The 22,385-nt window shown below is 54.0% G+C and carries 20 protein-coding genes; 13 read left to right on the top strand and 7 right to left on the bottom strand.

What is annotated here, in order from left to right; genetic code table 11:
* The first annotated feature begins 37 nt into the window (after positions 1–37).
* The 3 genes from galU (at position 38) to P8T57_RS01895 (ending at position 3,742) form a co-directional block, all read left to right on the top strand.
* A complete protein-coding gene (gene galU, locus P8T57_RS01905; protein WP_007090306.1) occupies positions 38–925 on the top strand; it encodes a UTP--glucose-1-phosphate uridylyltransferase GalU in 888 nt (295 codons plus the stop codon).
* Positions 926–1,000: 75 nt separating this feature from the next.
* Positions 1,001–2,317, top strand: coding sequence for a UDP-glucose/GDP-mannose dehydrogenase family protein (locus P8T57_RS01900; protein WP_063095731.1), 1,317 nt, complete (start codon positions 1,001–1,003; stop codon positions 2,315–2,317).
* Positions 2,318–2,326: 9 nt separating this feature from the next.
* Positions 2,327–3,742 carry a phosphomannomutase/phosphoglucomutase gene (locus P8T57_RS01895; RefSeq protein WP_037988015.1) on the top strand — a complete coding sequence of 472 codons (1,416 nt, stop codon included), beginning with the start codon at positions 2,327–2,329 and terminating at the stop codon, positions 3,740–3,742.
* Positions 3,743–3,814: 72 nt separating this feature from the next.
* Here P8T57_RS01895 and P8T57_RS01890 read toward each other — a convergent pair whose 3' ends face one another.
* Positions 3,815–5,125 carry a D-alanyl-D-alanine carboxypeptidase gene (locus P8T57_RS01890; protein ID WP_223305133.1) on the bottom strand — a complete coding sequence of 437 codons (1,311 nt, stop codon included), beginning with the start codon at positions 5,123–5,125 and terminating at the stop codon, positions 3,815–3,817.
* A gap of 262 nt (positions 5,126–5,387) precedes the next feature.
* Between P8T57_RS01890 and P8T57_RS01885 the strand changes: the two genes are divergently transcribed.
* From P8T57_RS01885 to P8T57_RS01855, 7 genes are all read left to right on the top strand, one after another.
* Positions 5,388–6,050 (top strand): hypothetical protein, encoded by a 663-nt coding sequence (locus P8T57_RS01885; RefSeq protein ID WP_341364430.1) that lies wholly within the window; start codon positions 5,388–5,390, stop codon positions 6,048–6,050.
* Positions 6,051–6,354: 304 nt separating this feature from the next.
* Positions 6,355–7,563, top strand: coding sequence for a phasin family protein (locus tag P8T57_RS01880; protein WP_341364429.1), 1,209 nt, complete (start codon positions 6,355–6,357; stop codon positions 7,561–7,563).
* 261 nt (positions 7,564–7,824) lie between these two features.
* Positions 7,825–8,151, top strand: coding sequence for an ATP-dependent Clp protease adapter ClpS (clpS, locus tag P8T57_RS01875; RefSeq protein ID WP_037988091.1), 327 nt, complete (start codon positions 7,825–7,827; stop codon positions 8,149–8,151).
* 3 nt (positions 8,152–8,154) lie between these two features.
* Positions 8,155–10,476 (top strand): ATP-dependent Clp protease ATP-binding subunit ClpA, encoded by a 2,322-nt coding sequence (clpA, locus tag P8T57_RS01870; RefSeq protein ID WP_037988020.1) that lies wholly within the window; start codon positions 8,155–8,157, stop codon positions 10,474–10,476.
* A gap of 101 nt (positions 10,477–10,577) precedes the next feature.
* Positions 10,578–11,132 carry a hypothetical protein gene (locus P8T57_RS01865; protein WP_007090298.1) on the top strand — a complete coding sequence of 185 codons (555 nt, stop codon included), beginning with the start codon at positions 10,578–10,580 and terminating at the stop codon, positions 11,130–11,132.
* 506 nt (positions 11,133–11,638) lie between these two features.
* Positions 11,639–12,256 carry a hypothetical protein gene (locus P8T57_RS01860; RefSeq protein WP_341364428.1) on the top strand — a complete coding sequence of 206 codons (618 nt, stop codon included), beginning with the start codon at positions 11,639–11,641 and terminating at the stop codon, positions 12,254–12,256.
* Between the two features lie 12 nt (positions 12,257–12,268).
* A complete protein-coding gene (locus P8T57_RS01855) occupies positions 12,269–13,951 on the top strand; it encodes a methyl-accepting chemotaxis protein (protein WP_341364427.1) in 1,683 nt (560 codons plus the stop codon).
* 81 nt (positions 13,952–14,032) lie between these two features.
* Here P8T57_RS01855 and P8T57_RS01850 read toward each other — a convergent pair whose 3' ends face one another.
* Positions 14,033–15,181: a GNAT family N-acetyltransferase gene (locus P8T57_RS01850; RefSeq protein ID WP_341364426.1), complete on the bottom strand. Its 1,149-nt coding sequence runs from the start codon at positions 15,179–15,181 to the stop codon at positions 14,033–14,035.
* A 228-nt stretch (positions 15,182–15,409) separates the two neighbouring features.
* Here P8T57_RS01850 and serA point away from each other — a divergent pair, with 228 nt between their 5' ends.
* Positions 15,410–16,651: a phosphoglycerate dehydrogenase gene (serA, locus tag P8T57_RS01845; RefSeq protein ID WP_007090294.1), complete on the top strand. Its 1,242-nt coding sequence runs from the start codon at positions 15,410–15,412 to the stop codon at positions 16,649–16,651.
* 63 nt (positions 16,652–16,714) lie between these two features.
* Here serA and P8T57_RS01840 read toward each other — a convergent pair whose 3' ends face one another.
* Together P8T57_RS01840 and aat are read right to left on the bottom strand one after the other, a co-directional pair.
* Positions 16,715–17,197, bottom strand: a complete 483-nt coding sequence (locus P8T57_RS01840) for an N-acetyltransferase (RefSeq protein WP_341364425.1) — start codon at positions 17,195–17,197, stop codon at positions 16,715–16,717.
* Positions 17,198–17,267: 70 nt separating this feature from the next.
* Positions 17,268–17,915 carry a leucyl/phenylalanyl-tRNA--protein transferase gene (gene aat, locus P8T57_RS01835; RefSeq protein WP_341364424.1) on the bottom strand — a complete coding sequence of 216 codons (648 nt, stop codon included), beginning with the start codon at positions 17,913–17,915 and terminating at the stop codon, positions 17,268–17,270.
* Positions 17,916–18,071: 156 nt separating this feature from the next.
* On the opposite strand from aat, the gene P8T57_RS01830 reads away from it, so the two are divergent.
* The gene (locus tag P8T57_RS01830; RefSeq protein WP_341364423.1) at positions 18,072–18,686 is read left to right on the top strand and encodes a LysE family translocator; all 615 of its coding nucleotides are present in this window, start codon (positions 18,072–18,074) and stop codon (positions 18,684–18,686) included.
* Between the two features lie 84 nt (positions 18,687–18,770).
* On the opposite strand, the gene accC is transcribed toward P8T57_RS01830, so the two are convergent.
* Genes accC through aroQ form a run of 3 tightly spaced genes read right to left on the bottom strand, consistent with a single transcriptional unit; the run spans position 18,771 to position 21,036 of the window.
* A complete protein-coding gene (gene accC / locus P8T57_RS01825; RefSeq protein ID WP_007090290.1) occupies positions 18,771–20,114 on the bottom strand; it encodes an acetyl-CoA carboxylase biotin carboxylase subunit in 1,344 nt (447 codons plus the stop codon).
* Positions 20,115–20,131: 17 nt separating this feature from the next.
* The gene (gene accB, locus P8T57_RS01820) at positions 20,132–20,578 is read right to left on the bottom strand and encodes an acetyl-CoA carboxylase biotin carboxyl carrier protein (protein WP_341364422.1); all 447 of its coding nucleotides are present in this window, start codon (positions 20,576–20,578) and stop codon (positions 20,132–20,134) included.
* Positions 20,579–20,589: 11 nt separating this feature from the next.
* Positions 20,590–21,036, bottom strand: coding sequence for a type II 3-dehydroquinate dehydratase (aroQ, locus tag P8T57_RS01815; RefSeq protein ID WP_341364421.1), 447 nt, complete (start codon positions 21,034–21,036; stop codon positions 20,590–20,592).
* 243 nt (positions 21,037–21,279) lie between these two features.
* Here aroQ and thiS point away from each other — a divergent pair, with 243 nt between their 5' ends.
* A complete protein-coding gene (gene thiS / locus P8T57_RS01810; RefSeq protein ID WP_063095751.1) occupies positions 21,280–22,275 on the top strand; it encodes a sulfur carrier protein ThiS in 996 nt (331 codons plus the stop codon).
* Positions 22,276–22,385: the final 110 nt, after the last annotated feature.

Genomic DNA, 22,385 nt, shown 5'->3' with positions numbered 1-22,385 from the left:
GGCGGGTATGACGCGGTCAAAACAGAGGAAAAAAGGCATGTCGAAGCGAATCAAAAAGGCTGTATTCCCGGTTGCGGGTATGGGAACCCGTTTTTTGCCAGCAACCAAGGCAATGCCCAAGGAAATGCTGCCAGTGGTAGACAAGCCGCTTATTCAATATGCCGTTGAAGAGGCAATCGCGGCGGGCATCGAAGAATTCATCTTCGTAACCGGTCGTGGCAAAACCGCAATCGAAGACCATTTCGACCGTTCTGCCGAACTCGAAGCGATCCTGATGGAGCGCGGCAAACATGATGCGCTTGAAACCTCGCTTGCGATGATCCCGGAAAATGGTCGTGTGACCTATACCCGTCAGGGCAATCCTCTGGGGCTTGGTCATGCCGTATTGTGCGCCAAATCTCTTGTCGGTGACGAGCCCTTCGTCGTTCTTCTGGCCGATGACCTGATCCAGTCAAAAGTGCCTTGCATGAAGCAGATGGTCGAAAGCTATGGCCGGACGGGTGGCAATATGGTTGCCGTTATGGACGTCCCGCGCGAGGAAACCCAGCGTTACGGCGTGCTTGAAGTCGAAGGCACCAATGGCCGACTGGTCAGCGCCTGCGGCATGGTTGAAAAGCCCAAGCCCGAAGACGCGCCATCGACCTTGTCGGCGATTGGCCGCTACATCCTTGATCCGGGTATCTTTGAGGTTCTTGAGAATATTCCGCGCGGTGCGGGCAATGAAATCCAGCTTACGGATGCGCTTGCGGCCATGATTGGAAAAGTTCCGTTTTACGGCTATCGCTTCGAAGGCCGTCGTTTTGACTGCGGCAACAAGATCGGTTTCCTGAAGGCCACCATGTCTTTCGCGCTGGCACGCGAAGACATGCGTGATGACGTTCGCAATCTTATTCACGAATTCGCCGCGGGCGAAGCCGCGGAATAATAGAATTCACTTAATATATTTTGGCAGGAGCCGGGACAGGCTCCTGCCAATGACGACTATTGGGGTAAAGCATCCATGCGCATAGCAATGATCGGGACCGGATATGTGGGGCTTGTCTCCGGTGCCTGTTTCTCGGAATTTGGCACTGACGTTATCTGTGTTGATAAGGACGAAGCAAAGATTGCCCGTCTTGAAGACGGCATCATGCCGATCTACGAACCGGGCCTTGATGTTCTTGTTGAAAATAACGTCAAGGCGGGGCGTCTGACATTCACGACCGACCTTAAGGAAGGCGTGAAAGGTGCCGAGGCGATCTTTATTGCCGTTGGCACGCCGACCCGTCGTGGTGATGGTCACGCCGATCTCAGCTACGTTTATGCCGCAGCCGAAGAAATTGCAGACGCAATGGAAGGCTTTACCGTCATCGTGACCAAATCGACCGTACCGGTCGGCACGGGGCGCGAAGTCGAACGCATTATTCGTGAACGGCGACCGGATGCGGAATTCGCGGTGGTTTCCAACCCCGAATTCCTGCGCGAAGGGTCCGCAATTGGTGATTTCATGCGGCCGGATCGTGTTGTGATCGGAACGACCGACGAACGCGCCCGTGACGTGATGCGTGATCTTTATCGTCCGCTTTATCTGATTGAAACACCGATTGTCTTCACCTCGCGCGAAACGTCGGAAATGATCAAATACGCGGCCAATACCTTCCTTGCAGCCAAAATCACCTTCATCAACGAAATCGCCGATCTTTGTGAAAAGGTTGGTGCCGACGTTCATGATGTTGCGCGCGGTATCGGGCTTGACGGACGTATCGGAAAGAAATTCCTGCATCCCGGGCCGGGTTATGGCGGGTCATGCTTCCCGAAAGATACTCTGGCGCTGGTACGCACAGCACAGGAACATAACAGCCCGCTGCGCATTATTGAAACTGTGGTCGATGTAAATGCGCAGCGCAAAAAGGCTATGGCTGATCGCATCATTTCGGCCTGTGGTGGCTCGGTTTCGGGCAAAACCATCGGTATCCTCGGGCTGGCGTTCAAGCCTAATACCGATGATATGCGCGATGCGCCAAGCCTTGACATCGTGCCGGCCCTGATTGCGGCGGGCGCAACGGTCAAGGCCTATGACCCGGAAGCCATGACAGAAGCAAAAAAGCTTCTTGAAGACATAATTTATTGCGATACCGCCTTTGACACCCTTGAAGGTGCCGATGCGATGGTGGTTCTGACCGAATGGAACGAGTTCCGCGGGATGGATCTGGATCGCATCAAATCTGCGCTGAAACACCCGATCGTGGTGGATTTGCGAAATGTATATGACCCCGGCGAGATGGCAGAACAGGGTTTCAGCTATTCCTGCATCGGGCGTGCATCAATCGGAGGCTAAGTTAGAACTATGACCATCTCTGCCGGACACAATTTTGATCCTTCCGTGCTGCGCGAATATGATGTGCGCGGTATCGTGGGCAAAACCCTGCATGCGGTCGATGCGCTTGCTCTTGGCAAGGCATTCGGTACGAAAGTGCGCCAGTCTGGCGGAAAACGGGTTGCCGTTGGCCGGGACGGACGGCTGAGTTCGCCCGAACTGGCAAGTGCGCTTGTCGAAGGGATCGTTTCGACCGGTTGTGATGTTGTCCGGATCGGGCGTGGGCCAACTCCGATGCTCTATTTCACGGTTTATGACCAGAAAACCGATGCTGGCATCATGGTCACCGGGTCGCACAACCCGTCTGACTATAACGGCTTCAAGATGCTCAATGCCGGAAAGTCGGTGTTTGGCGAAGCCATTCAGGAGCTGGGCCGTATTGCTGCATCGGGTGATTTCGAAACCGGTACTGGTTCGGTTACCGACATTGATATCGAAGACCACTATGTCGAACGGTTGCTGACCGAACTTGATTGTGATGTTGCCAAGCCGATGACGATTGTATGGGACTGCGGCAATGGTGCCGCAGGCGATGTGGTTCGCAAACTGACTGCAAAGCTTCCGGGCAACCACCACCTGCTGTTTGACGAGATCGATGGCACTTTCCCAAATCATCACCCGGACCCGACGGTCGAGGCCAATCTGGTCGATCTCAAGGCCAAGGTGGCATCGCTGAATGCCGACTGGGGTGTTGCCTTTGACGGCGATGGTGATCGTATCGGTGTTGTTGACGGGCAGGGGCGTGTCTTGTGGGGCGATCAGCTGCTGCAGATTTATGCTGCCGACGTTCTCGGGCGTCTGCCGGGCGCATCGATCATTGCCGATGTCAAAGCCAGCCAGACGCTGTTTGACGAGGTCACCCGTCTTGGCGGCAATGCCATCATGTGGAAAACCGGCCATTCGCTGATCAAAACCAAAATGGTTGAGTCAAAGGCACCGATTGCCGGTGAAATGAGCGGTCATATCTTCTTTGCCGAACGCTACTATGGCTATGACGATGCAATGTATGCCGCGGTCCGGCTGTATCGCATTCTGGTTCAGAGTGGCAAAAGCCTTGATGACTGGCGTGATGCGATGCCGGTGGCCGTCAATACCCCGGAAACCCGCATCGACTGCCCGGATGACCGCAAGTTCGCCCTGATCGAAGAAGTACGTGGTCGTTTGTCCGAAGCTGGTGCTGAAGTCAGTGGAATTGATGGTGTGCGTGTCAGCACGGATGACGGCTGGTGGTTGCTGCGTGCTTCCAATACCCAGCCTGCGATCGTGGCCCGTTGCGAGGCCGCTGATGAAAGCGGTTTGTTGCGGTTGAAAGCACAGGTAACCGCACAGCTGCAAAAAAGCGGTCTGACTTCGAATGATTTCTTTGCACCCGGTGGAGGTCACTAGGCCGTTTTCTGGAAGGTACAAAAAAGCCCGCTGAATTGCTTCAGCGGGCTTTTTTGATTTGAGGCAGGCTGTTTACCCGGCATCACCGGCATTAACCGGGATACAGGCGACCTTTTCCTTGCGCAGCGCAGCACAGGCACTGCGTGCTTCCTGTTCACCACCAAACCCAAGCAGGCGGGCACGATAAACAACCCCCGATCCGTTGCTTTGCTGCTCGACAGCGGCACGGGTCAGCCGAAGGACTTCCGGCGCTGTGCGGGCCGCGGCAAGGACGGCTTCCTGTGCGCGACGCTGATCGCTGAACGCACCAACCTGAATGCCCCATCCGCCGGTTTCCGGCGACAGGCGGGCGACAACGGTTTCGGTATCAATGCGGCCGGGCTGTTCGACTTCATTGGCGTTGTTCTGCTTGGCCATCAGAAGCTGGGTATCAGCCGGAAGAATTTTGCCATCCGGGCTGATGCGCGGACGTGGCGCGATGATTTCGCCGTCTTTTTTCAGTTCAAGATAGGCCTGATCAAGAAGCTTTTTCATCTGGTCATCGCGTGACCGCGCTGTCCGGCCACCAAAGACAACGCCGATCAAACGGCGACCATTGCGGTTGACCGATGCGACAAGGTTAAAGCCCGACGCATTGATATAGCCGGTCTTGATGCCGTCCGTACCGTAATAGGACGCCAGAAGATTGTTATGGTTGCCATAGGTGCGCTTACCATAGCTGAACTTCTGGGTGCTGAAATAATGGTAGTAGTTGCCGTAATCCTTGCGCAGCGAAACCGCAAGCCGGATCATATCGCGGGCTGTGGTCAACTGGCCACGGTTCGGAAGGCCTGATGCATTGCGAAAGGTGGTGTTCTTCATGCCGATCTGGCGCGCTTTCGCGGTCATCATCTGCGCGAATTTCACCTCGGTTCCGCCAAGATGCTCGGCGACCACAACGGCAATGTCGTTTGCCGATTTCGTAACGAGTGCCAGAATGGCATCCTCGACCGAAATCTTTTCACCAGGCTGAAGGCCTAATTTCGAAGGGGCCTGTCCCCAGGCGCGTTTGGAAACTTCCATACGTGTCGAAAGCGATACCTTACCGGAATCCAGCGCATCAAACAGCATGTAAAGCGTCATGATCTTGGTCAGTGACGCAGGGTAAACTTTGTGGTCGGCGCGATATTCATGAAGGACATCGCCGGTTTCGGCGTCGATAACCATCGCTGTATAGGTGCGTGCCATTGCTGCCGGTGTTGTGAATACAACAGCAGCGATGATCAGCAGCATCACGGACAGGACGCAGTAAATCCTGCGACCCTGCGATTGCCACATCGGTCGACTTTGATCAGTACTAACGGTGGCCATCGCTTTTGGCCCAAGACGGGTCTTAAAACGCATTTGACGGGCTCGGCTTTACGGTGATCCCCAAGACGAAATATGGTCAGTGTCTCATCGCGGCATTAAAAAAATGCTTAACGCTTGTTCAGATAATCTGAGTTGCCGCCTTGTTGCGGTCTCATTTTTTCGTCAGACTCAATTTATATCCGCCAGAAGGTTAAAAATCGAGGATCGAATGCGTAAAAAAATAATGTCTGTTGTCAGTAACATAAGAACAAAATCATCAATTTTAAGTGGTGGCGCGCTGTGTGCCGCAGGTTTGATGGCGCTTTCTGCATGCAGTTTTACCGGTACAAGCGATATCGAAAATCCGCTGGTGCGCAAGGGTAGCTGGTTCTCGTTTATCAATGCGGATGACATTCGAACCGCATGTTCTGCCGGGGATGCAGAAGGACGGATTCGCATCGTCTATAATGCTGATTATTATAAAGAAACGCGCAGTTACGACCTTGTTCCCAGGAGCGGTGCGGAGCAGTTTGAGATGGTGTCGCGGATATTTGGTCCGCTTGACGTAAGCGAGGTCAATGTTGAGGTCGCAGCCCCCCTTGGTGCTTTCGGCGGGACGGAATCGCGGGAAAACCTGTCGCGCGGACAATATCTTGCACTGACCGATGCGCTTCAGGCCGATGGTTTCGGATATCAAAGCCGCGACGGATTGCGCCTGCATTCTGACGATTATTACTGGGTTGCGATTGGCTGTTCATCGCAAAGCATCACGCTTGCCGCCTGGACATCTACCAAGGATGATCTGCGCGCTTTGACTTTCCCGAATGTGCTCGAAAACCTGTCGGGTTTGGAAAAAACACTTCCACAGCCGCCGGCTTTCGGGACGCCAAAGCAGCCTGATCCGTTTTTCAGCAAGAATGACAAGAAAGCCGAGTCTCGCCATTTCTATCGCACCGTGCGCGGAAATCAGCTGAAATAAGCTGATCCGTTTCAGGAATCTTCGATGAAAATGGTACGGCATAACCCGTGCCATTTTTGTTTTTTTAGCATCCTGAATATCAGGATTAACGTAATTTCCCGCCTAAGCGGTTGAACGTATGCCGGTTTTTTACAATCGGTTCCTGGGAATCAAGATAATCCGTTCTCCCAGACGTGCTTGACCCATTCACGACTTTTAAAATGTCACCAAAGCAACCTTGACGGCACACCGATATTCCATCTAGGGTTATGTTGCGATGCAGCATAATTTCTGAATGCCAAGCCCAATTCAAGGAGGTCGGCACATGGTGACTCCTCGCAAAAAATCTGCGCCCGCTTCAACAAATGCTAATCCGGCGAAGGTCTCTTCTCGCCCAAAGGCGGTGACTCAAAAAACAGCTTCTGATGGCGGTAAAAAGTCGGCTGCTTCCCCGGCAAAGGCCGCGACAGCTGAAATTTCCGAGGTTGCAACAGAGCGGCCGAAGCGTGTCGTCACAACCGCAAGCGCGCTTGAAGCAAAGGCATTGCGTCATCCTCCTGCGGAGCTATCAAAACCGGATGCTGTAGTACCGGAGGCGAAGAAAGAACCTGTTGCCGCTAAAGGGGCTGAGGCTCCGGCCAAGGCTGATGACCCGGTAAAAGCAGAAGCAGCGGAAAGCAAGCCTGCGCCCGAACAAGCCAGAAAGAAAACAACGGCAGGCCCCAAACCGGCAAGCCGTCCGAAGGCGGCAACCACATCGAAAAAGAATACGGTTATGCCTACCTCCAAAGCCGTTAGCGAACCCAAAGTTTCGGTTTCCAGCGATAAGGCATCTGGTGCGATTTCCGAAACGCCCCCCCCATTAAAGAAGGCTTCCATCGTGACAGAGCAAGAGAAAGCGGCTGCTCCGGCCAAAGTGACAGTGGCAGCGAAGGCCGAGACGAAAGCTAAAGACACCCAAAAAACTGATGTCGAGGTTAAGGTTGCAGCCCAGCCGACGGCCGCCGGTGATGTGGCTGCGTTTGGTGCGGTCAGCCTTGAACCGTTCACAGAGCTTTGGAAAGCACCGGAAGTCGATACCATGGTTGCAGCAACCCAGAATGCTCTCGAAGGAAGTCTAACGGCGGTCAATGATGTTCTTGCTCAGGTGACAGAAAAGATTACCGAGCAGGCTGACATATTCTCCGATGCTGGAACGCAAATGATGGCCAGATACGAAGAACTGATCGAAACGCAGCAAAAAAGTTTCGAAGGCGTATGGCAGGTTTCATCTGAGCTGATGGAAAAAAGCGGTTCCTTCGGTGCTGAGCTGGCATCCTGGGCGCAGCGGGAAGTTGATGCATCCCAAGCTGATTTCGAAGCGCTTTCAAAGGTCGAAAGCCTTTCTGAACTGCAGGAGCTGAACGAGCGTATATTGAAGCGCTATGTCGAGTCCGGCATGTCCGAAGGCGAAAAAATTCAGAAAATGATGTTCGCTGCTTTCACGGACGGATTTGCTGCAATGTCCAAGGCTGCTGGTGTTCCGATCAAGTAAGCAACCCGACGCACTTAGGATTTTGCCATAATGAATGTATCGGGACGGACATGGCTGGCAGCCATGTCCGTTTTTATTTTTTTTACCGATATTTACGGCAAAGATGACGAAGTTTGGTCAATGATCTTGCAGCACGGCATTCTCGGCCTACATGAATTTGGGATGAGGTTAGAAACGTTTTGTCGCTGCGGACTTTGAAACAGATGTTCAATGACCTATCATGGAGACAATGCAGAACAAAGGGGTTCCGGTAAGCAGATTATGAGTGATCAGGACAATGACGGTGGTGGTCTCCCGAATACGGGGATCGTAACGAAGACACGGCCAAAGACGAAGAAGCCGTCCATGTACAAGGTGTTGTTGCTAAATGACGACTACACCCCCATGGAATTCGTTGTCCATGTGCTTGAACGGTTCTTTGAAAAGGGCCGGGAAGAGGCGACCGCGATCATGCTTCAGGTCCACCGAAAGGGGGTCGGAATTTGTGGGGTTTTCACCTACGAGATCGCGGAAACCAAGGTCAACCAGGTCATGGATCTGGCGCGGCAAAATCAGCATCCGCTGCAGTGCACGTTAGAGAAGGAGTGAAACATGCTCTCACGTAACCTTGAAGAAAGCTTACATCGTGCGCTGGCATATGCCTCTGAGCGGCGTCATGAATATGCAACGCTGGAACATCTTCTGTTGTCATTGACCGAAGATCAGGACGCGTTGTCTGTTCTGAAAGCGTGCCGGGTGGATGTTGATCGTCTGCGTTCGGATCTGCTGGAGTTTGCTGATAGCGAGCTTTCCGGCCTGATCAGTGCGCGTCTGGTGGACCCAAAGCCGACGGCTGGTTTCCAGCGCGTGATACAGCGCGCAGCCATTCATGTTCAGTCTTCCGGGCGAGAAGAGGTAACGGGGGCGAATGTGCTGGTTGCACTGTTCTCCGAACGTGAATCGCACGCGGTCTATTACCTGCAATTGCAGGACATGACCCGTCTGGATGCGGTCAATTACATTTCCCACGGAATTGCCAAGGCGCCAGAACTGAACGAACGCCGCATTCCGCGTGGTGCCGAAGAAGAAGTTGCACCCGGTGCGACAACCGACGCTGAAGAAGGTGCCGCCGCTGGCGAGGGCGAGGCGCTCAAGGCCTATTGCGTGAACCTTAATGTCAAGGCGCAGAATGGCAAGATTGATCCGTTGATCGGCCGCCAAAGCGAAATTGAACGCACCATTCAGGTCCTGTGCCGTCGCACCAAGAACAACCCGCTTTATGTTGGCGATCCGGGGGTTGGCAAAACCGCCATCGCCGAAGGCTTGGCGCGTCGCATTGTTGATGGTGATGTCCCCGAGGTTCTTGCGGATGCCACCATTTTCTCTCTTGATATGGGCGCGCTTCTGGCCGGTACACGGTATCGTGGTGACTTCGAAGAGCGCCTGAAGGCGGTCGTCAAGGAACTCGAAGAGTTTGATGGCGCGGTTCTGTTCATTGATGAAATTCACACGGTGATTGGCGCGGGTGCGACATCGGGCGGGGCGATGGATGCCTCTAACCTGTTGAAACCGGCCTTGGCCAGCGGTTCGCTTCGATGCATCGGTTCCACGACTTACAAGGAATTCCGCGGTCATTTCGAAAAGGACCGCGCCCTTGTGCGTCGTTTCCAGAAAATCGATGTCGAAGAACCGTCACCCGAAGATACCATTAAAATCCTCAAGGGCCTCAAACCCTATTACGAGGAACATCATCACGTCAAATACACCAACGAGGCCATTCGGTCTGCGGTCGAGCTGGCATCACGCTATATCAATGACCGCAAACGTCCCGATAGCGCGATTGATGTGATTGACGAAGTCGGGGCATCCCGGATGCTGGTGGCACCAAGCAAGCGCAAGCGCACGATTTCCAAACGCGATGTCGAAGAAATCGTCGCCAAGATTGCCCGCATACCACCAAAATCGGTGTCGACGGATGACCGTAAGGCATTGGCCAATCTGGAACGTGACCTCAAGACCGTTGTGTTTGGGCAGGACAAGGCGATTGAGGCTGTTGCCAGCGCGATCAAGCTCGCACGTGCCGGTCTGCGCGAACCGGAAAAGCCGATTGGCAGCTATCTGTTCTCCGGCCCGACAGGTGTTGGTAAGACCGAGGTGACCAAGCAGCTGGCGCATGTCATGGGGATCGAATTCATACGGTTCGACATGTCGGAATATATGGAACGCCACAGCGTTTCTCGCCTGATTGGTGCGCCGCCCGGCTATGTCGGTTTCGATCAGGGCGGGCTTCTGACCGATTCCGTCGATCAGCATCCGCATGCTGTTGTCCTGCTTGACGAGATCGAGAAAGCCCATCCGGACCTGTTCAATATTCTTTTGCAGGTGATGGACCACGGCAAGCTTACGGATAATAACGGCAAGACCGTTGATTTCCGTAATATTGTGCTGGTGATGACGACCAACGCGGGCGCATCGGATATGGCAAAGCCGCCCATCGGTTTCAAACGTGAAATGCGTACCGGCGAGGATGCAGAGGCGATCAAGCGAACTTTCTCGCCGGAATTCCGTAATCGTCTGGACGCGGTCATTCCGTTTGAAAACCTCAAGCCGGAGGTCGTCAAGATGGTGGTGGATAAGTTCATACTGCAGCTTGAAGTCCAGCTTGCAGATCGCAATGTTTCGATCGAACTGACCGAAGCCGCGCGGACCTGGCTGGGCGAACGGGGCTATGATGCGGCCTTTGGGGCGCGTCCATTGGGGCGTGTCATTCAGGAACACGTCAAAAAGCCGCTGGCCGAGGAATTGCTGTTTGGCAAACTCGAAAAGGGCGGGGCCGTTCTGGTCGATATCGAAGACGATGCCGTTATCTTCCGTTATCCGGAAGAAAATGGTGGCGGGTCGAAAAAGGAAAAAGATCCGGAAATGGCAAACTGATTGCCCTGTGATCGATTACCTTGTCATTAAGTTTTGGCGCGTTATTGTGATTGCCCGGAACAGTTGTTTCGGGCAATTGCTTTTGGTGGCATATAAAAACAATGAACCAGGCGACACAGCGAAAATACCGTGATGAGGTCGAGAAGTTTCTGTCCAAACTTGAATCGCAGGCGCGCAGGCTTGTGGCTTTGGCAGATGTGATCGAGAAGACGGTCGATACAACGGAAGTGACAGGTTACCGGCCTTTCCGCGAGGAAGTCGATAATTTCAAAGCGCTTTCGCTGGTGATCACCGACCGCCTTGCAAAGCTTGAAAAGCATCCGAAAAAGGACGAGCTTGAAGAGCAATTCCATAAATTGCAGATTCTGATGCTGCGCATCGTGATCAAAACCAGCCTGAAATTCTTCTTTGTGATGAGTGCCAAGCCGGTTCTGCCGCTTGGTGCGCGCGAGATGTTTCAAAGCGAGCTTCGCACGCTTTATGAGGCAGAGCGCATGATTTCCAATCCGCGATATATCAGCCACCTTGATGAAGGTGCCAAGGATGACCTTGAGATTGCCAAGGAAATTCTTCAGGAAATCATTGAAAACGCTCCTGCTTTGCTGAATTTCGGAAATCGGAAAAAGCGTAAGCCGGCACGCCGCAACGCCGGTTGATCTGCAGATCAATCCTGCTGTCATTTGACTTAAATTGCGTTTTGCAAAATGCAAAGAATGGTTATCGCATTTTGCAAATATTTCTGTCGCAAATTGCGAATTAATTTTGAAGTAGTTGTCTTATCAGAGTTTTTTCAATCAATAATCGGCCAAATTCTGCGATTTTAAGATGATGCCAAAAACTGGCACACCCTATGCATATGGGTGATCGGACAGTTGTTCTTTGCAGGGGCGCATCTTGCGCCTGGAACAACGTAATCTTCTGCAGTTTGCTCGTGTCCCAACCAAACTCAGCGGCGGTTTTTCCGCCGCTTTTTTCTTTTGTCCCCCTTTTCTTATCATCCAGCCCTCCAATGGCTTAACTGGCATCCCCATATGGGGATATCGGATAATGTATGCGTGTTTGTATATATTTTCCTGCGTCTAAAAGTAGTTGATGAACAGATTTTTCTCTGTATAATCTATACCAAGGGATAGTATTTGCATACGGAGGGGTAGGAAGGGTTATGAAGATAACAAAACACCTTGTTCTGGTGACGGGCCTGATGATTGGCACTTCGTTTGGTGCCACTGCCGCCAATGCCAAGTCAGATTTGCCCGGGGCACCGGACCAGTTGATTACGGATGACACGATCCGTGATGTTCGGGAATGGCTTGCAAATCCGGTGGTCGAGCTTTCGATCTCGTCGCAGAACCGGTTGCGCAAAGGAATGACGCAGGATCAGATCGATGCTGCCGACAAACAATGGGTGGCGGAACGCGAAGCCGAGGACCAGCCGCTGGTCGCAGCCATTCTGACCAATCCTCTTTCCAGTTATCTGACGCAGATCCAGGCGCGTTCCGGCGGATTGTTTGCCGAAATATTTGTCATGGACGCTGTCGGCCTCAATGTCGGGCAAAGCTCGATCACTTCCGATTTCTGGCAGGGGGACGAGGCCAAGTTCAAAAACACCTTCCCCAACGGAGCCAACGCCGTCTTCATTGATGAAGCTGAATATAACGAAGAATCCGACACCTGGCGTTCGCAGCTCAATATGACCATGAGCGATCAGCAAGGGGCACCAATCGGTGCCGTCACGATCGAGGTCAATCTTAATGAGCTCGCGCGTCGTCAGCAGTTGTAAGGGAGACGGACAATGAACTTCTTCAAAAACCTTTCCATACCAGCCAAGCTGACGACCTGCTTTGCTGTGATGATTGTGGTCATCCTGATGGTTGCGGGTGCCGGGATGTTTGCGACTTTCCAGGTCAAGTCTGCCAATGATCAACGTGATTATCTTTCTGATTTCGAACGCGACTATCGCAACCTGGACCGCTCTTATCTGATGGCGCGTCAGGAACTGGTTTATTTCCTGACAACCGGTGACCGGACCGGACTTGAAAGTTATCAGGAATCGCTGGCTGAAATCGATACCCGCACCGATGTTCTGAAAGTCTACGCGACGATTAACCCGACAATTGCCGATCTTATCGAACAGATGGACAGCGCAATTGATCGCTGGGAAGAGATCGCCAGCGAACAGGCGAAACTGATGCGTCATTATCTGACCGTCAACCATGCGCGTGCGATTGAAGCTTCCGGCGAACCGCGCGAACTGTCCGACAGCGTATCGAAGATTGCCCTGGAACTGGCAGAAAATATCGACCAGATGAACCTGGATGTCGAAAACCGTGTCGAACGGGCCATGATGCTGTTTCAGACCACACTGGGCATTGGTGTTGTTTTGCTGATCGCCATGGCGGCATTGTTTGGTGGCACGTTGTCGCGCCTTATTGCGACACCGATCCGCAAGATGACGGATGCGATGGGAAGTTTGGCATCTGGCAACCTTGATATCGAAATCCTTGATATGAAGCGCGCCGACGAAGTGGGGGCGATGGCCAAATCGCTTGAAGTGTTCCGTGAAAACGCCCGTGAACGTGCCCGGATGGCCGAACAGGAACGGATTGAAGCCGAACGCCAGATCGAACGCAGCAAGCGTATGGGCACTCTGACTGCCGGTTTCGATCATAAAATCCAGGAAGTTCTTTCGGCGGTTAATGTTGCGCTGGACGAGGTCCGCAGTGCATCGGAAACGCTTTCGTCACATTCGGTTCGCGCCAATCAGGATGCGAAAAGTGTGGCAGAGCAGGCCGAAGAATCATCGGGAGACATCGAAACCGTTGCATCGGCAACCGCGCAGCTTTCCGCGTCGATTTCTGAAATCGCATCGCAGATCGCACGTGTTACCGAAATCACCCAGCATGCCGTTGCGGAAACCGAACGCACCAATCAGCGTGTCGAAATGCTGAACGAAGCGGCGCAAAGTGTTGGTGAAGTTGTCAGCCTGATCAGCGACATTGCCGATCAGACAAACCTGCTGGCACTTAACGCGACAATTGAATCCGCACGTGCCGGCGATGCAGGCAAGGGCTTTGCTGTGGTGGCGGGGGAAGTCAAAAACCTTGCTGCCCAGACGGTGAAGGCAACCGAACAGATCACTGCGAAAATTACCGAAATGCAGGGTGAAACCGGTGCCGCCGCCGAAGCCGTTCGCGGCTTTGCCGAAACCATTCATCAAATTGATGAACTGATGTCGGTTGTTGCCAGTGCGGTGGAAGAGCAGGGCGCTGCAACCGAAGAAATTTCACGCAGTGTCGAAGGGGCCGCCAATGGCAACGTCGCGATTTCAAATGCGGTGAAAAGTGTTGCCGAGGCCACAACCGAAAGCGGCGATCTTTCGAATGGTCAGCTTGACTGTGTCGGTCGTCTTGCGGCCGCCAATGATGAGCTTAGAAGCCATGTAAATGGCTTCCTGAACGACGTCAGAGCCGTCTAAAAATAACGAGTTGGTTGGGCAGTCAGGAAGGGGCGCGATGCTGATGCATCGTGCTCCTTTTTGCTTGGCGGAGCTGCCGGTTCATTCCTGTTTGAACGGGCTGTGTTCGGCCACGATAAATTCGCGGTCCTGCGCGATATGATGGCGTTCCTGATCCAGAAAACGGGCCACGGCAGTGCGTAAACCGGCATCGGCAATCAGATGTGCCGAATGGGTCAGAACCGGTTCATAGCCACGCTGGATTTTGTGTTCACCTTGTGCCCCGGCCTCAACCGTTTTAAGGCCGCGTTCAATCGCGATATCGATCGCCTGATAGTAACAAGTCTCGAAATGCAAAAGCGGGGTCCGGTCAACAGTGCCCCAGTTGCGTCCGTATAAGGTTTCCGTGCCGATCAGGTTGAGCGCCCCGGCAACCATGTCGCCGTCACGAAAGGCAGCCACCAAAACGGTCCGGTCCCGGATCCGTTCATGCAGAAGATCAAAGAACTCCCGCGTTAAATAGGCCTGGCCCCATTTGCGATCCGATGTGTCGTGATAAAAGGCATAAAACCGGTCCCAATGGGCGGCTTTAAGGTCATCACCCGATAGAACTTCAAAGCTGTATCCCGCATCGCGCACCTGTTTGCGTTCCTTGCGCAGATTTTTGCGTTTGCGCGAATTCAGCGCGCCAAGGAAATCGTCAAAACTGTCGTAACCACGATTGCACCAGTGATATTGAATGCCGGTTCGCGGAAGAAATCCGGCATCTTCCATCACCCGGCTTTCATCGCCACTGCAAAACGTTACATGCAGGCTGGCAATGCCAAGCCGTTCGGGCAGGGCACAAAGCGCACCAATCAGAAGTGTGCGAACGCGCTCAGGGGCTGGATGATCGGACCGTATCAGAAGCCGTGGGCCCGGAACCGGTGAAAAGGGTACTGCGGCCTGTAATTTCGGATAATACCGTCCACCCGCCCGCTCATAGGCTTCCGCCCAGCTCCAGTCGAAGACATATTCGCCATAGGAATGCGATTTGACATAAAGCGGCACAATCCCGGCAACCGTATCGTCATCATCGGTAACCACCAGATGAAACGGTTGCCAACCGGTATCGGCATTGGCCGAGCCGCTATCTTCCATTGCGGAAAGAAAGGCAAAGCTGACAAACGGGTTGGCCGTGCCTGCGCATTTGTCCCAGTCGGTTGCGCCGATTTCATGGATATCGGTAACGGTTCTTATCTCGGCAGGCAAGATGGGGTCCCCTGTGTTCAATCCTTGGTCGCCGTTCGGGCCTGCATTCTATACGCAATAGCCGGTATATGCGTTCAGAAGATAGGCGCATTGCATGTTTGCGCAAGGGAAAGCCTTTGACGGACGTTGCCTTAGGCCCTATTTCATTGGGCCAAGGGCGCGTAACGTTACGGCCCTACGGCTCGGGAAATGCCCGTGTCGCCCTCGCAAAGAAAAGGATGGTGCGCCGTGAACAGCAAGCTTTCGTTGGAGAAGGACAAGATCAAGATCGTCCTGCTCGAAGGTATCCATGAAAACGCTGTAAAGATGTTCAAAGAGGCCGGCTACTCAAATGTCGACCACTACCCTGCTGCTCTGGATGCGGATGAACTGAAATCCGTCGTCTCCGAAGCGCATTTTCTGGGCATCCGTTCCCGCACCAAACTGACCGAAGAAGTCATCGACGCTGCACCCAAGCTGACCTCTATCGGTTGTTTCTGTATCGGCACCAATCAGGTTGATCTGAAAGCCGCTGCGATGCGCGGTATTCCGGTCTTCAATGCGCCCTATTCCAATACACGTTCGGTCGCCGAACTGGTTCTGGGCCAGATCATCATGCTGATGCGCGGTATCCCGCAGCGTGACAAGGCTGCCCATGCTGGTGGCTGGCTTAAAAATGCCAAGGGCTCGTACGAGGCGCGCGGCAAGACTTTGGGCATCATCGGCTATGGTCATATCGGATCGCAGCTGTCGGTTCTGGCGGAATCGCTTGGCATGAACGTCATTTATTATGATGTGATCAACAAGCTTGCGATGGGTAACGCAACCTCGTGCAGTTCGATGGATGAATTGCTGGCGAAATCTGATGTCGTTTCGTTGCATGTTCCGGCCAACGAACAGACCAAAAACATGATCACCGCAACCGAAATCGCCAAGATGAAGCCGGGCGCGCATCTGATCAACGCGGCACGTGGCAATGTCATCGTGATCGAAGACCTTGCTGCGGCCTTGGAACGCGGCCATCTGGCCGGTGCAGCCCTTGACGTGTTCCCGGTCGAGCCTGCCGGCAAGGACGAGGAATTCCAGAGCCCGCTTCGCGGTATGCCGAACGTGATCCTGACCCCGCATATCGGCGGTTCCACCCAGGAAGCACAGGAAAATATCGGTGTCGAAGTTGCCGACAAGCTGATCACCTATTCCGATAACGGGTCGACGCTGGGCGCGGTCAACTTCCCGGAAGTTTCGCTGCCGGTCAAGGATCGCAAGCACACCCGCTTCATGCATATTCACCGCAACGTTCCGGGCGTTCTGTCGAAAATCAACGACGTGTTTGCAACGCGCGGCATGAATATCAGCGGTCAGTATCTGCGTTCCGAAGGCGGCGTGGGTTACGTGGTTGTCGAAGTCGACGAGGAAATCCAGCCGGGGCTTGGCATCCGCAAGGAACTCGAAGCCATCGACGGTACGCTTCGGGTTCGCTTCCTGTTCTGATCTATAGTTGCGCAATCCAATCAAACTGAGAAGGGCGGAAATATCATTGTTTCCGCTCTTTTCTTATAGTTTGCGATACATGATCAGTGCGTCGGTTTCGCCGTGGGTCGGGTGCATATAGGCACCGGGTAAACGCCCGACAATTTCAAAGCCAAGCTGCGGCCAAAGATGCACCGCGGCCTTGTTGCTGGCGATGACGAAATTGAACTGCATTGCCTTGAAGCCCCGATCCCTTGCACGGATCAGCGAGTCTTCGCACATTCGCCGCGCAATCCCGCGCCCGCCCGCATCGGGGGCGGTCATATAGCCGCAATTGGCGACATGGGCACCATTGCCCGGCTGATTGGCTTTCAGGTAATAGGTGCCAACAATCTGCCCGTCTTCCTCGGCAACGAAGGTTTCCCTGTCCGCGCCCATCCAATAGGCCAACACTTCCGTGTCGGTCATGTCGATGGGCATGACATAGGTTTCACCGGCCCGAAGGACCGGGGCAACGATTTCAAGGATTTTCGCGACATCATTCTGGGTGGCGGGGCGTATCTGCATTGTAACGATCAGTCTTTCGTGGGGGACAAGCCCGCACGGGGCAGGGGATAAAACATGGCGCGGGCAGGTGTTAGCGGTCGCCCTGTTGCAAGACCTGTTCGATAAATTCGGGGTCCGCTTCAAACGGCAGGCTCGCCCGTCCGGCAAGCGCGCGGGCAAGTTCGGAACGATAACGTTCCCGTGGGATTTCGACCACCCCGAACTGTTTTAGGTGATCATTGACGAACTGGGTATCAAGCAGGGTATAGCCGCCTTGCCGCAAAAGGGCGACAAGATGCACCAATGCCACCTTTGATGCATTGGTCGCACGCGAAAACATGCTTTCGCCAAAAAACGCCTGCCCAAGGCTGACGCCATAAAGACCGCCAACCAGCTTGCCATCCAGCCATGCCTCGATCGAATGGGCGCACCCCATCTTGTGAAGCGCGCAATAGGCATCAAGGATATTGTCATTGATCCAGGTGTCATCCCGGCTGTCTGTTGGCTCCGCACAGGCACGAATGACATCGGGAAATGCTTTGTTTACATGGACCTTGAATGTCTCCTTGCGCACCGCTTTGCGCAGGCTTCTGGGCACGTGGAAGCCGTCAAGCGGCAATACGCCACGCCATTCCGGGTCAATCCAGTAAAGGGTCGGGTCATCATGGCTTTCGGCCATGGGAAACAGGCCGACCGAATAGGCACGGATCAACAGATCAGGGGTCAGTTGGTTCGACATGATCGCGGTGATAATGGTTTCGGTCCTGTTTGCAAATCGTCTGTTTACATATGTGAACGCGCACTGTTCTGACAAGATAGCAGCTTGCAGTCCATCGACTATGTTTGGCATGATAATCGAAATGTATGATTAATTCTTTCGCGCCGGAATTGTAAAATGCTCGAAATTTCTTCGTTGATTATTTTTGCCGGGGCGTTGCTGGTGGCATCAGGATCGCCGGGACCAAGTGTTGCGGCACTGGTGGCCCGGGTTCTTGCACGTGGATACCGCGATATCCTGCCGTTTCTGGCCGCATTGTGGATTGGCGAACTGATCTGGCTCAGCTTTGCCGTACTTGGCCTGTCGGCCATCGCAAACAGCTTCCATCTCCTGTTCGCCATCATCAAATATGTTGGTGTGGCCTATCTTCTGTATCTGGCGTGGAAGATGTGGCACGCGCCTGTTGATGTCGATGCTGAAACCATCCCCGATACAAAATCCGGTGTCCGGATGTTCATCGCGGGCATGACGGTGACAATGGGCAATCCGAAAATCATGCTGTTCTATATGGCGCTGGTTCCAACCGTGATTGATCTGGCATCCGTGTCGCTGTTTGGCTGGTTCGAACTTTCCGTCGCCCTGATGGTGGTTCTGGTCGCGGTTGACCTGACATGGGTTTTCATGGCGTCGCGTCTGCGCCACCTGATCCGCAGCCGACGCGCTATGAAAATCGCCAACCGCACCAGTGCAACGGTTATGGCCGGAGCGGCGGTTGCCATCGCCTCTCGCTAGGGGCGTTGCTGGGCTAACGGAAATTCCCAAACAAAAACGGGGCTTCCTTTCGGGAGCCCCGTTTTTTGATCGGGATAAAGAAGGTTACTTCTTCATGCCCATGAATTTTTCCAGCCAGTGAATATCGTAATCACCTTTCTGGATATCAGGCTGCGCCAGAAGCTTCTGATGCAGCGGAATGGTGGTTTTGATCCCGCCAATCGCATATTCGGCCAACGCACGGCGCAGGCGCATCATGCATTCTTCGCGGTCACGCCCATGCACGATCAGCTTTGCAATCATGCTGTCGTAATAGGGCGGGATCGAATAACCGGTATAGATACCGCTATCGACACGAACGCCCAAACCGCCCGGTGCATGATATTCCTTGATCTTGCCCGGTGACGGCACAAAGGTTTCCGGATCTTCGGCATTGATGCGGCATTCAATCGCATGGCCGTGAATTTCCAGATCTTCCTGCGTAAAGGACAGTTCAAGGCCTGCGGCAACGCGAATCTGCTCACGCACAAGGTCAACGCCCGAAATGGCTTCGGTTACCGGATGTTCGACCTGCAGGCGGGTGTTCATTTCAATGAAATAGAACTCGCCATTTTCATACAGGAATTCAATCGTACCGGCATTGCGATATCCCATGCCACGCATCGCGTTGGCAACGGTCGATCCGATACGTTCGCGTTCTTCCGGTGTCAGCGTCGGCGAAGGGGCTTCTTCAAGCACTTTCTGGTGACGGCGCTGCAACGAACAGTCACGTTCGAACAGATGGACGGCATTTCCGTGGGAATCGCCGATAACCTGAAGTTCGATATGGCGCGGTTTGCCAAGGTACTTTTCCATATAAACTGCGGCATTGCCAAAGTTCTGCAATGCTTCCTTGCGGGTCATGGAAAAGGCTTCGGCAAGGTCTTCGTCGCGCTCGACCACTTTCATGCCGCGGCCGCCGCCGCCACCCGATGCCTTGATCAGAACCGGATAGCCGATTTCCTTGGCGCATTTCTGGGCTTCGGCAACGGTGGTGATTTCCCCGTCCGACCCCGGAACAACCGGAATGCCCAGTTTTGCTGCGGTCAGTTTGGCGGTGATCTTGTCACCCATCATGCGGATATGTTCCGCCGACGGACCGACAAAGGCAAAGCCATGTTCTTCGACCATGGCAGCAAAGTCGGCATTTTCCGACAGGAAGCCGTAACCCGGATGGATGGCTTCCGCCCCGGTGATTTCGGCAGCCGACAGGATCGCCGGAATATTCAGATAGCTGTCTTTCGATGCGGCCGGGCCGATGCAGACGGCTTCGTCTGCCAGGCGGACATGCATGGCATCGGCATCGGCGGTGGAATGCACCGCGACAGTTTTGATGCCCATTTCGCGGCAGGCGCGCTGAATACGCAGCGCGATTTCGCCACGGTTGGCAATCAGTAGTTTGTCGAACATGCGGTGTTTACCCCGGCTTATTCAATAATGACCAGCGGCTCGTCATACTCGACCGGATGGCCGTCGGTTGCGATGATCTGGCTGATTTTGCCAGATTTCGGCGCGCGGATCGGGTTGAAGGTCTTCATTGCTTCGATCAGCATCAGGGTCTGGCCTTCGGAAACGCTGGAACCGACCGAAATAAACGGTGCAGCGCCGGGTTCCGGTGCGAAATAGACCACGCCAACCATCGGCGATTTTACAGCACCCGGATGGGAACCTGCATCAGCAGGTGTCGCCGGAGCAGCCGCCGCAGCAGGAGCCGCAACCGGTGCAGCAGCCGGAGCGGCTGCAACCATGGTGCCCTGACGGGCGACGCGAATGCGATTGTCGCCTGCGGCAACTTCGATCTCGGTCAGGTTGGTCTCGTCCAGCAGCTCGGCGAGCTGGCGAATGGTATCGTTGTCGATGTTGAACTTGCTCATTTCGATATCTTTTATGATGGTGTGTGGATCAGTGATCTGATGGCATCAAGGCCAAGAATGTAACCCTGCGCGCCAAAACCACAGATCATGCCTTTTGCAGCTTTTGAGACGTAAGAATGATGTCTGAATGCGTCCCGCTGATGAATATTTGAAAGATGCACCTCGACGACCGGCAAATCGGATGCCAGCAAGGCGTCAAGGATCGCAACCGATGTGTGCGTATATGCCCCAGCATTGATAATAATACCAGCAGCTTCTTGCCGGGCTTCCTGAATCCAGTCAACCAGTTCGCCTTCATGATTGCTTTGGCGAAAGACGACGGGCAGGCCTATTTGCGACCCATGTGCCGAACACATGTCGTCGATATCCCGCAAGGTGGTCGAACCGTATATTTCCGGCTGACGCTGTCCCAGCAGGTTCAAATTCGGCCCATTCAGAATGTAGACGGGTTTTGTCATCCGTTCCCACATGCCCAACATATAGTGATGCGTTTATAGCACGACCAAAGTCTGACGCAACGTTGCATTCGGACGAGGCTATGACTGTAGCCGCAAGATCATGCTGGCATCATCGCCATCGGGACAGCTTTGTGTGCCCCGCATGGCAGAATCCGCCGATCACAGCTTGCCTCTCGCCCGGCAGCTGCGCATACTGCGCGCCAATAGATGAATATTTTGATACCACAAGGACAAGACGAACAGATGCGCCTGACCATCAACGGTGAAGACCGCACCATCGATACCGCAGCAACCGTTGCCGATCTTCTCGGCGAACTCGGGATCACGGCGACCAAGGTCGCGGTGGAACGCAATCTCGAAATCGTGCCGAAAACGGCCTATGGCGATACCGCCCTTGCCGATGGCGATAAACTTGAAATCGTTCATTTCATTGGTGGCGGTTCATCGGATGCCGATCTTGCATCGGCCGATGACGCGGGCTTTGTCGTCGCGGGCCATAAATTCAAATCGCGTCTGATCGTCGGTACCGGCAAATACAAGGATTTCGAAGAAACCCGCATCGCGATTGATGCCTCGGGTGCCGAAATGGTTACGGTTGCGGTGCGTCGTGTTAACCTGACCGACCCGTCGCAGCCAATGCTGGTCGATTATGTCGATCCGAAAAAATACGTTTATCTGCCCAATACGGCGGGTTGCTTTACGGCCGATGATTCGGTTCGCACCCTGCGTCTGGCCCGCGAAGCCGGCGGCTGGAACTTGGTGAAGCTTGAAGTTCTGGGCGATCAGAAAACGCTGTATCCCAACATGCCCGAAACCCTCAAGGCGGCCGAAGCCCTGATCAAGGACGGTTTCGACGTGATGGTTTATTGCAGCGACGATCCCATTCAGGCCAAGATGCTTGAAGATATGGGCTGTGTCGCGATCATGCCGCTGGGCTCCCTGATCGGATCGGGCATGGGGATTCTGAATCCGGTCAATATCGCACTCATCAAGGAAAACGCCAAGGTGCCCGTGATCGTCGATGCCGGTGTCGGCACCGCATCCGATGCGGCATTTGCCATGGAACTGGGCTGTGACGGTGTTCTGATGAATACCGCGATTGCCGGTGCCAAGGACCCGATCCGCATGGCGCGTGCCATGAAACATGCGATCATTGCCGGGCGTGAATCGTTCCTTGCCGGTCGTATGCCCAAGAAAAAATATGCCGATCCGTCCTCGCCGCTGGCCGGTTTGATCTGATCGCGCAAACGCCCGATAAAAAGCCCCCGTTTCGATACCGAAACGGGGGCTTTTGTTTTATTAAGGCTGCGAAACGGATTGACTGCATCCGTAGTCGCAGGTGATTTAAA

This window comes from Thalassospira sp. SN3W (assembly GCF_038070535.1).
GTDB lineage: Bacteria > Pseudomonadota > Alphaproteobacteria > Rhodospirillales > Thalassospiraceae > Thalassospira > Thalassospira xiamenensis.
Note: the sequence above shows the minus strand (reverse complement) of the source record. Positions and strands in the feature narration are given on the sequence as shown.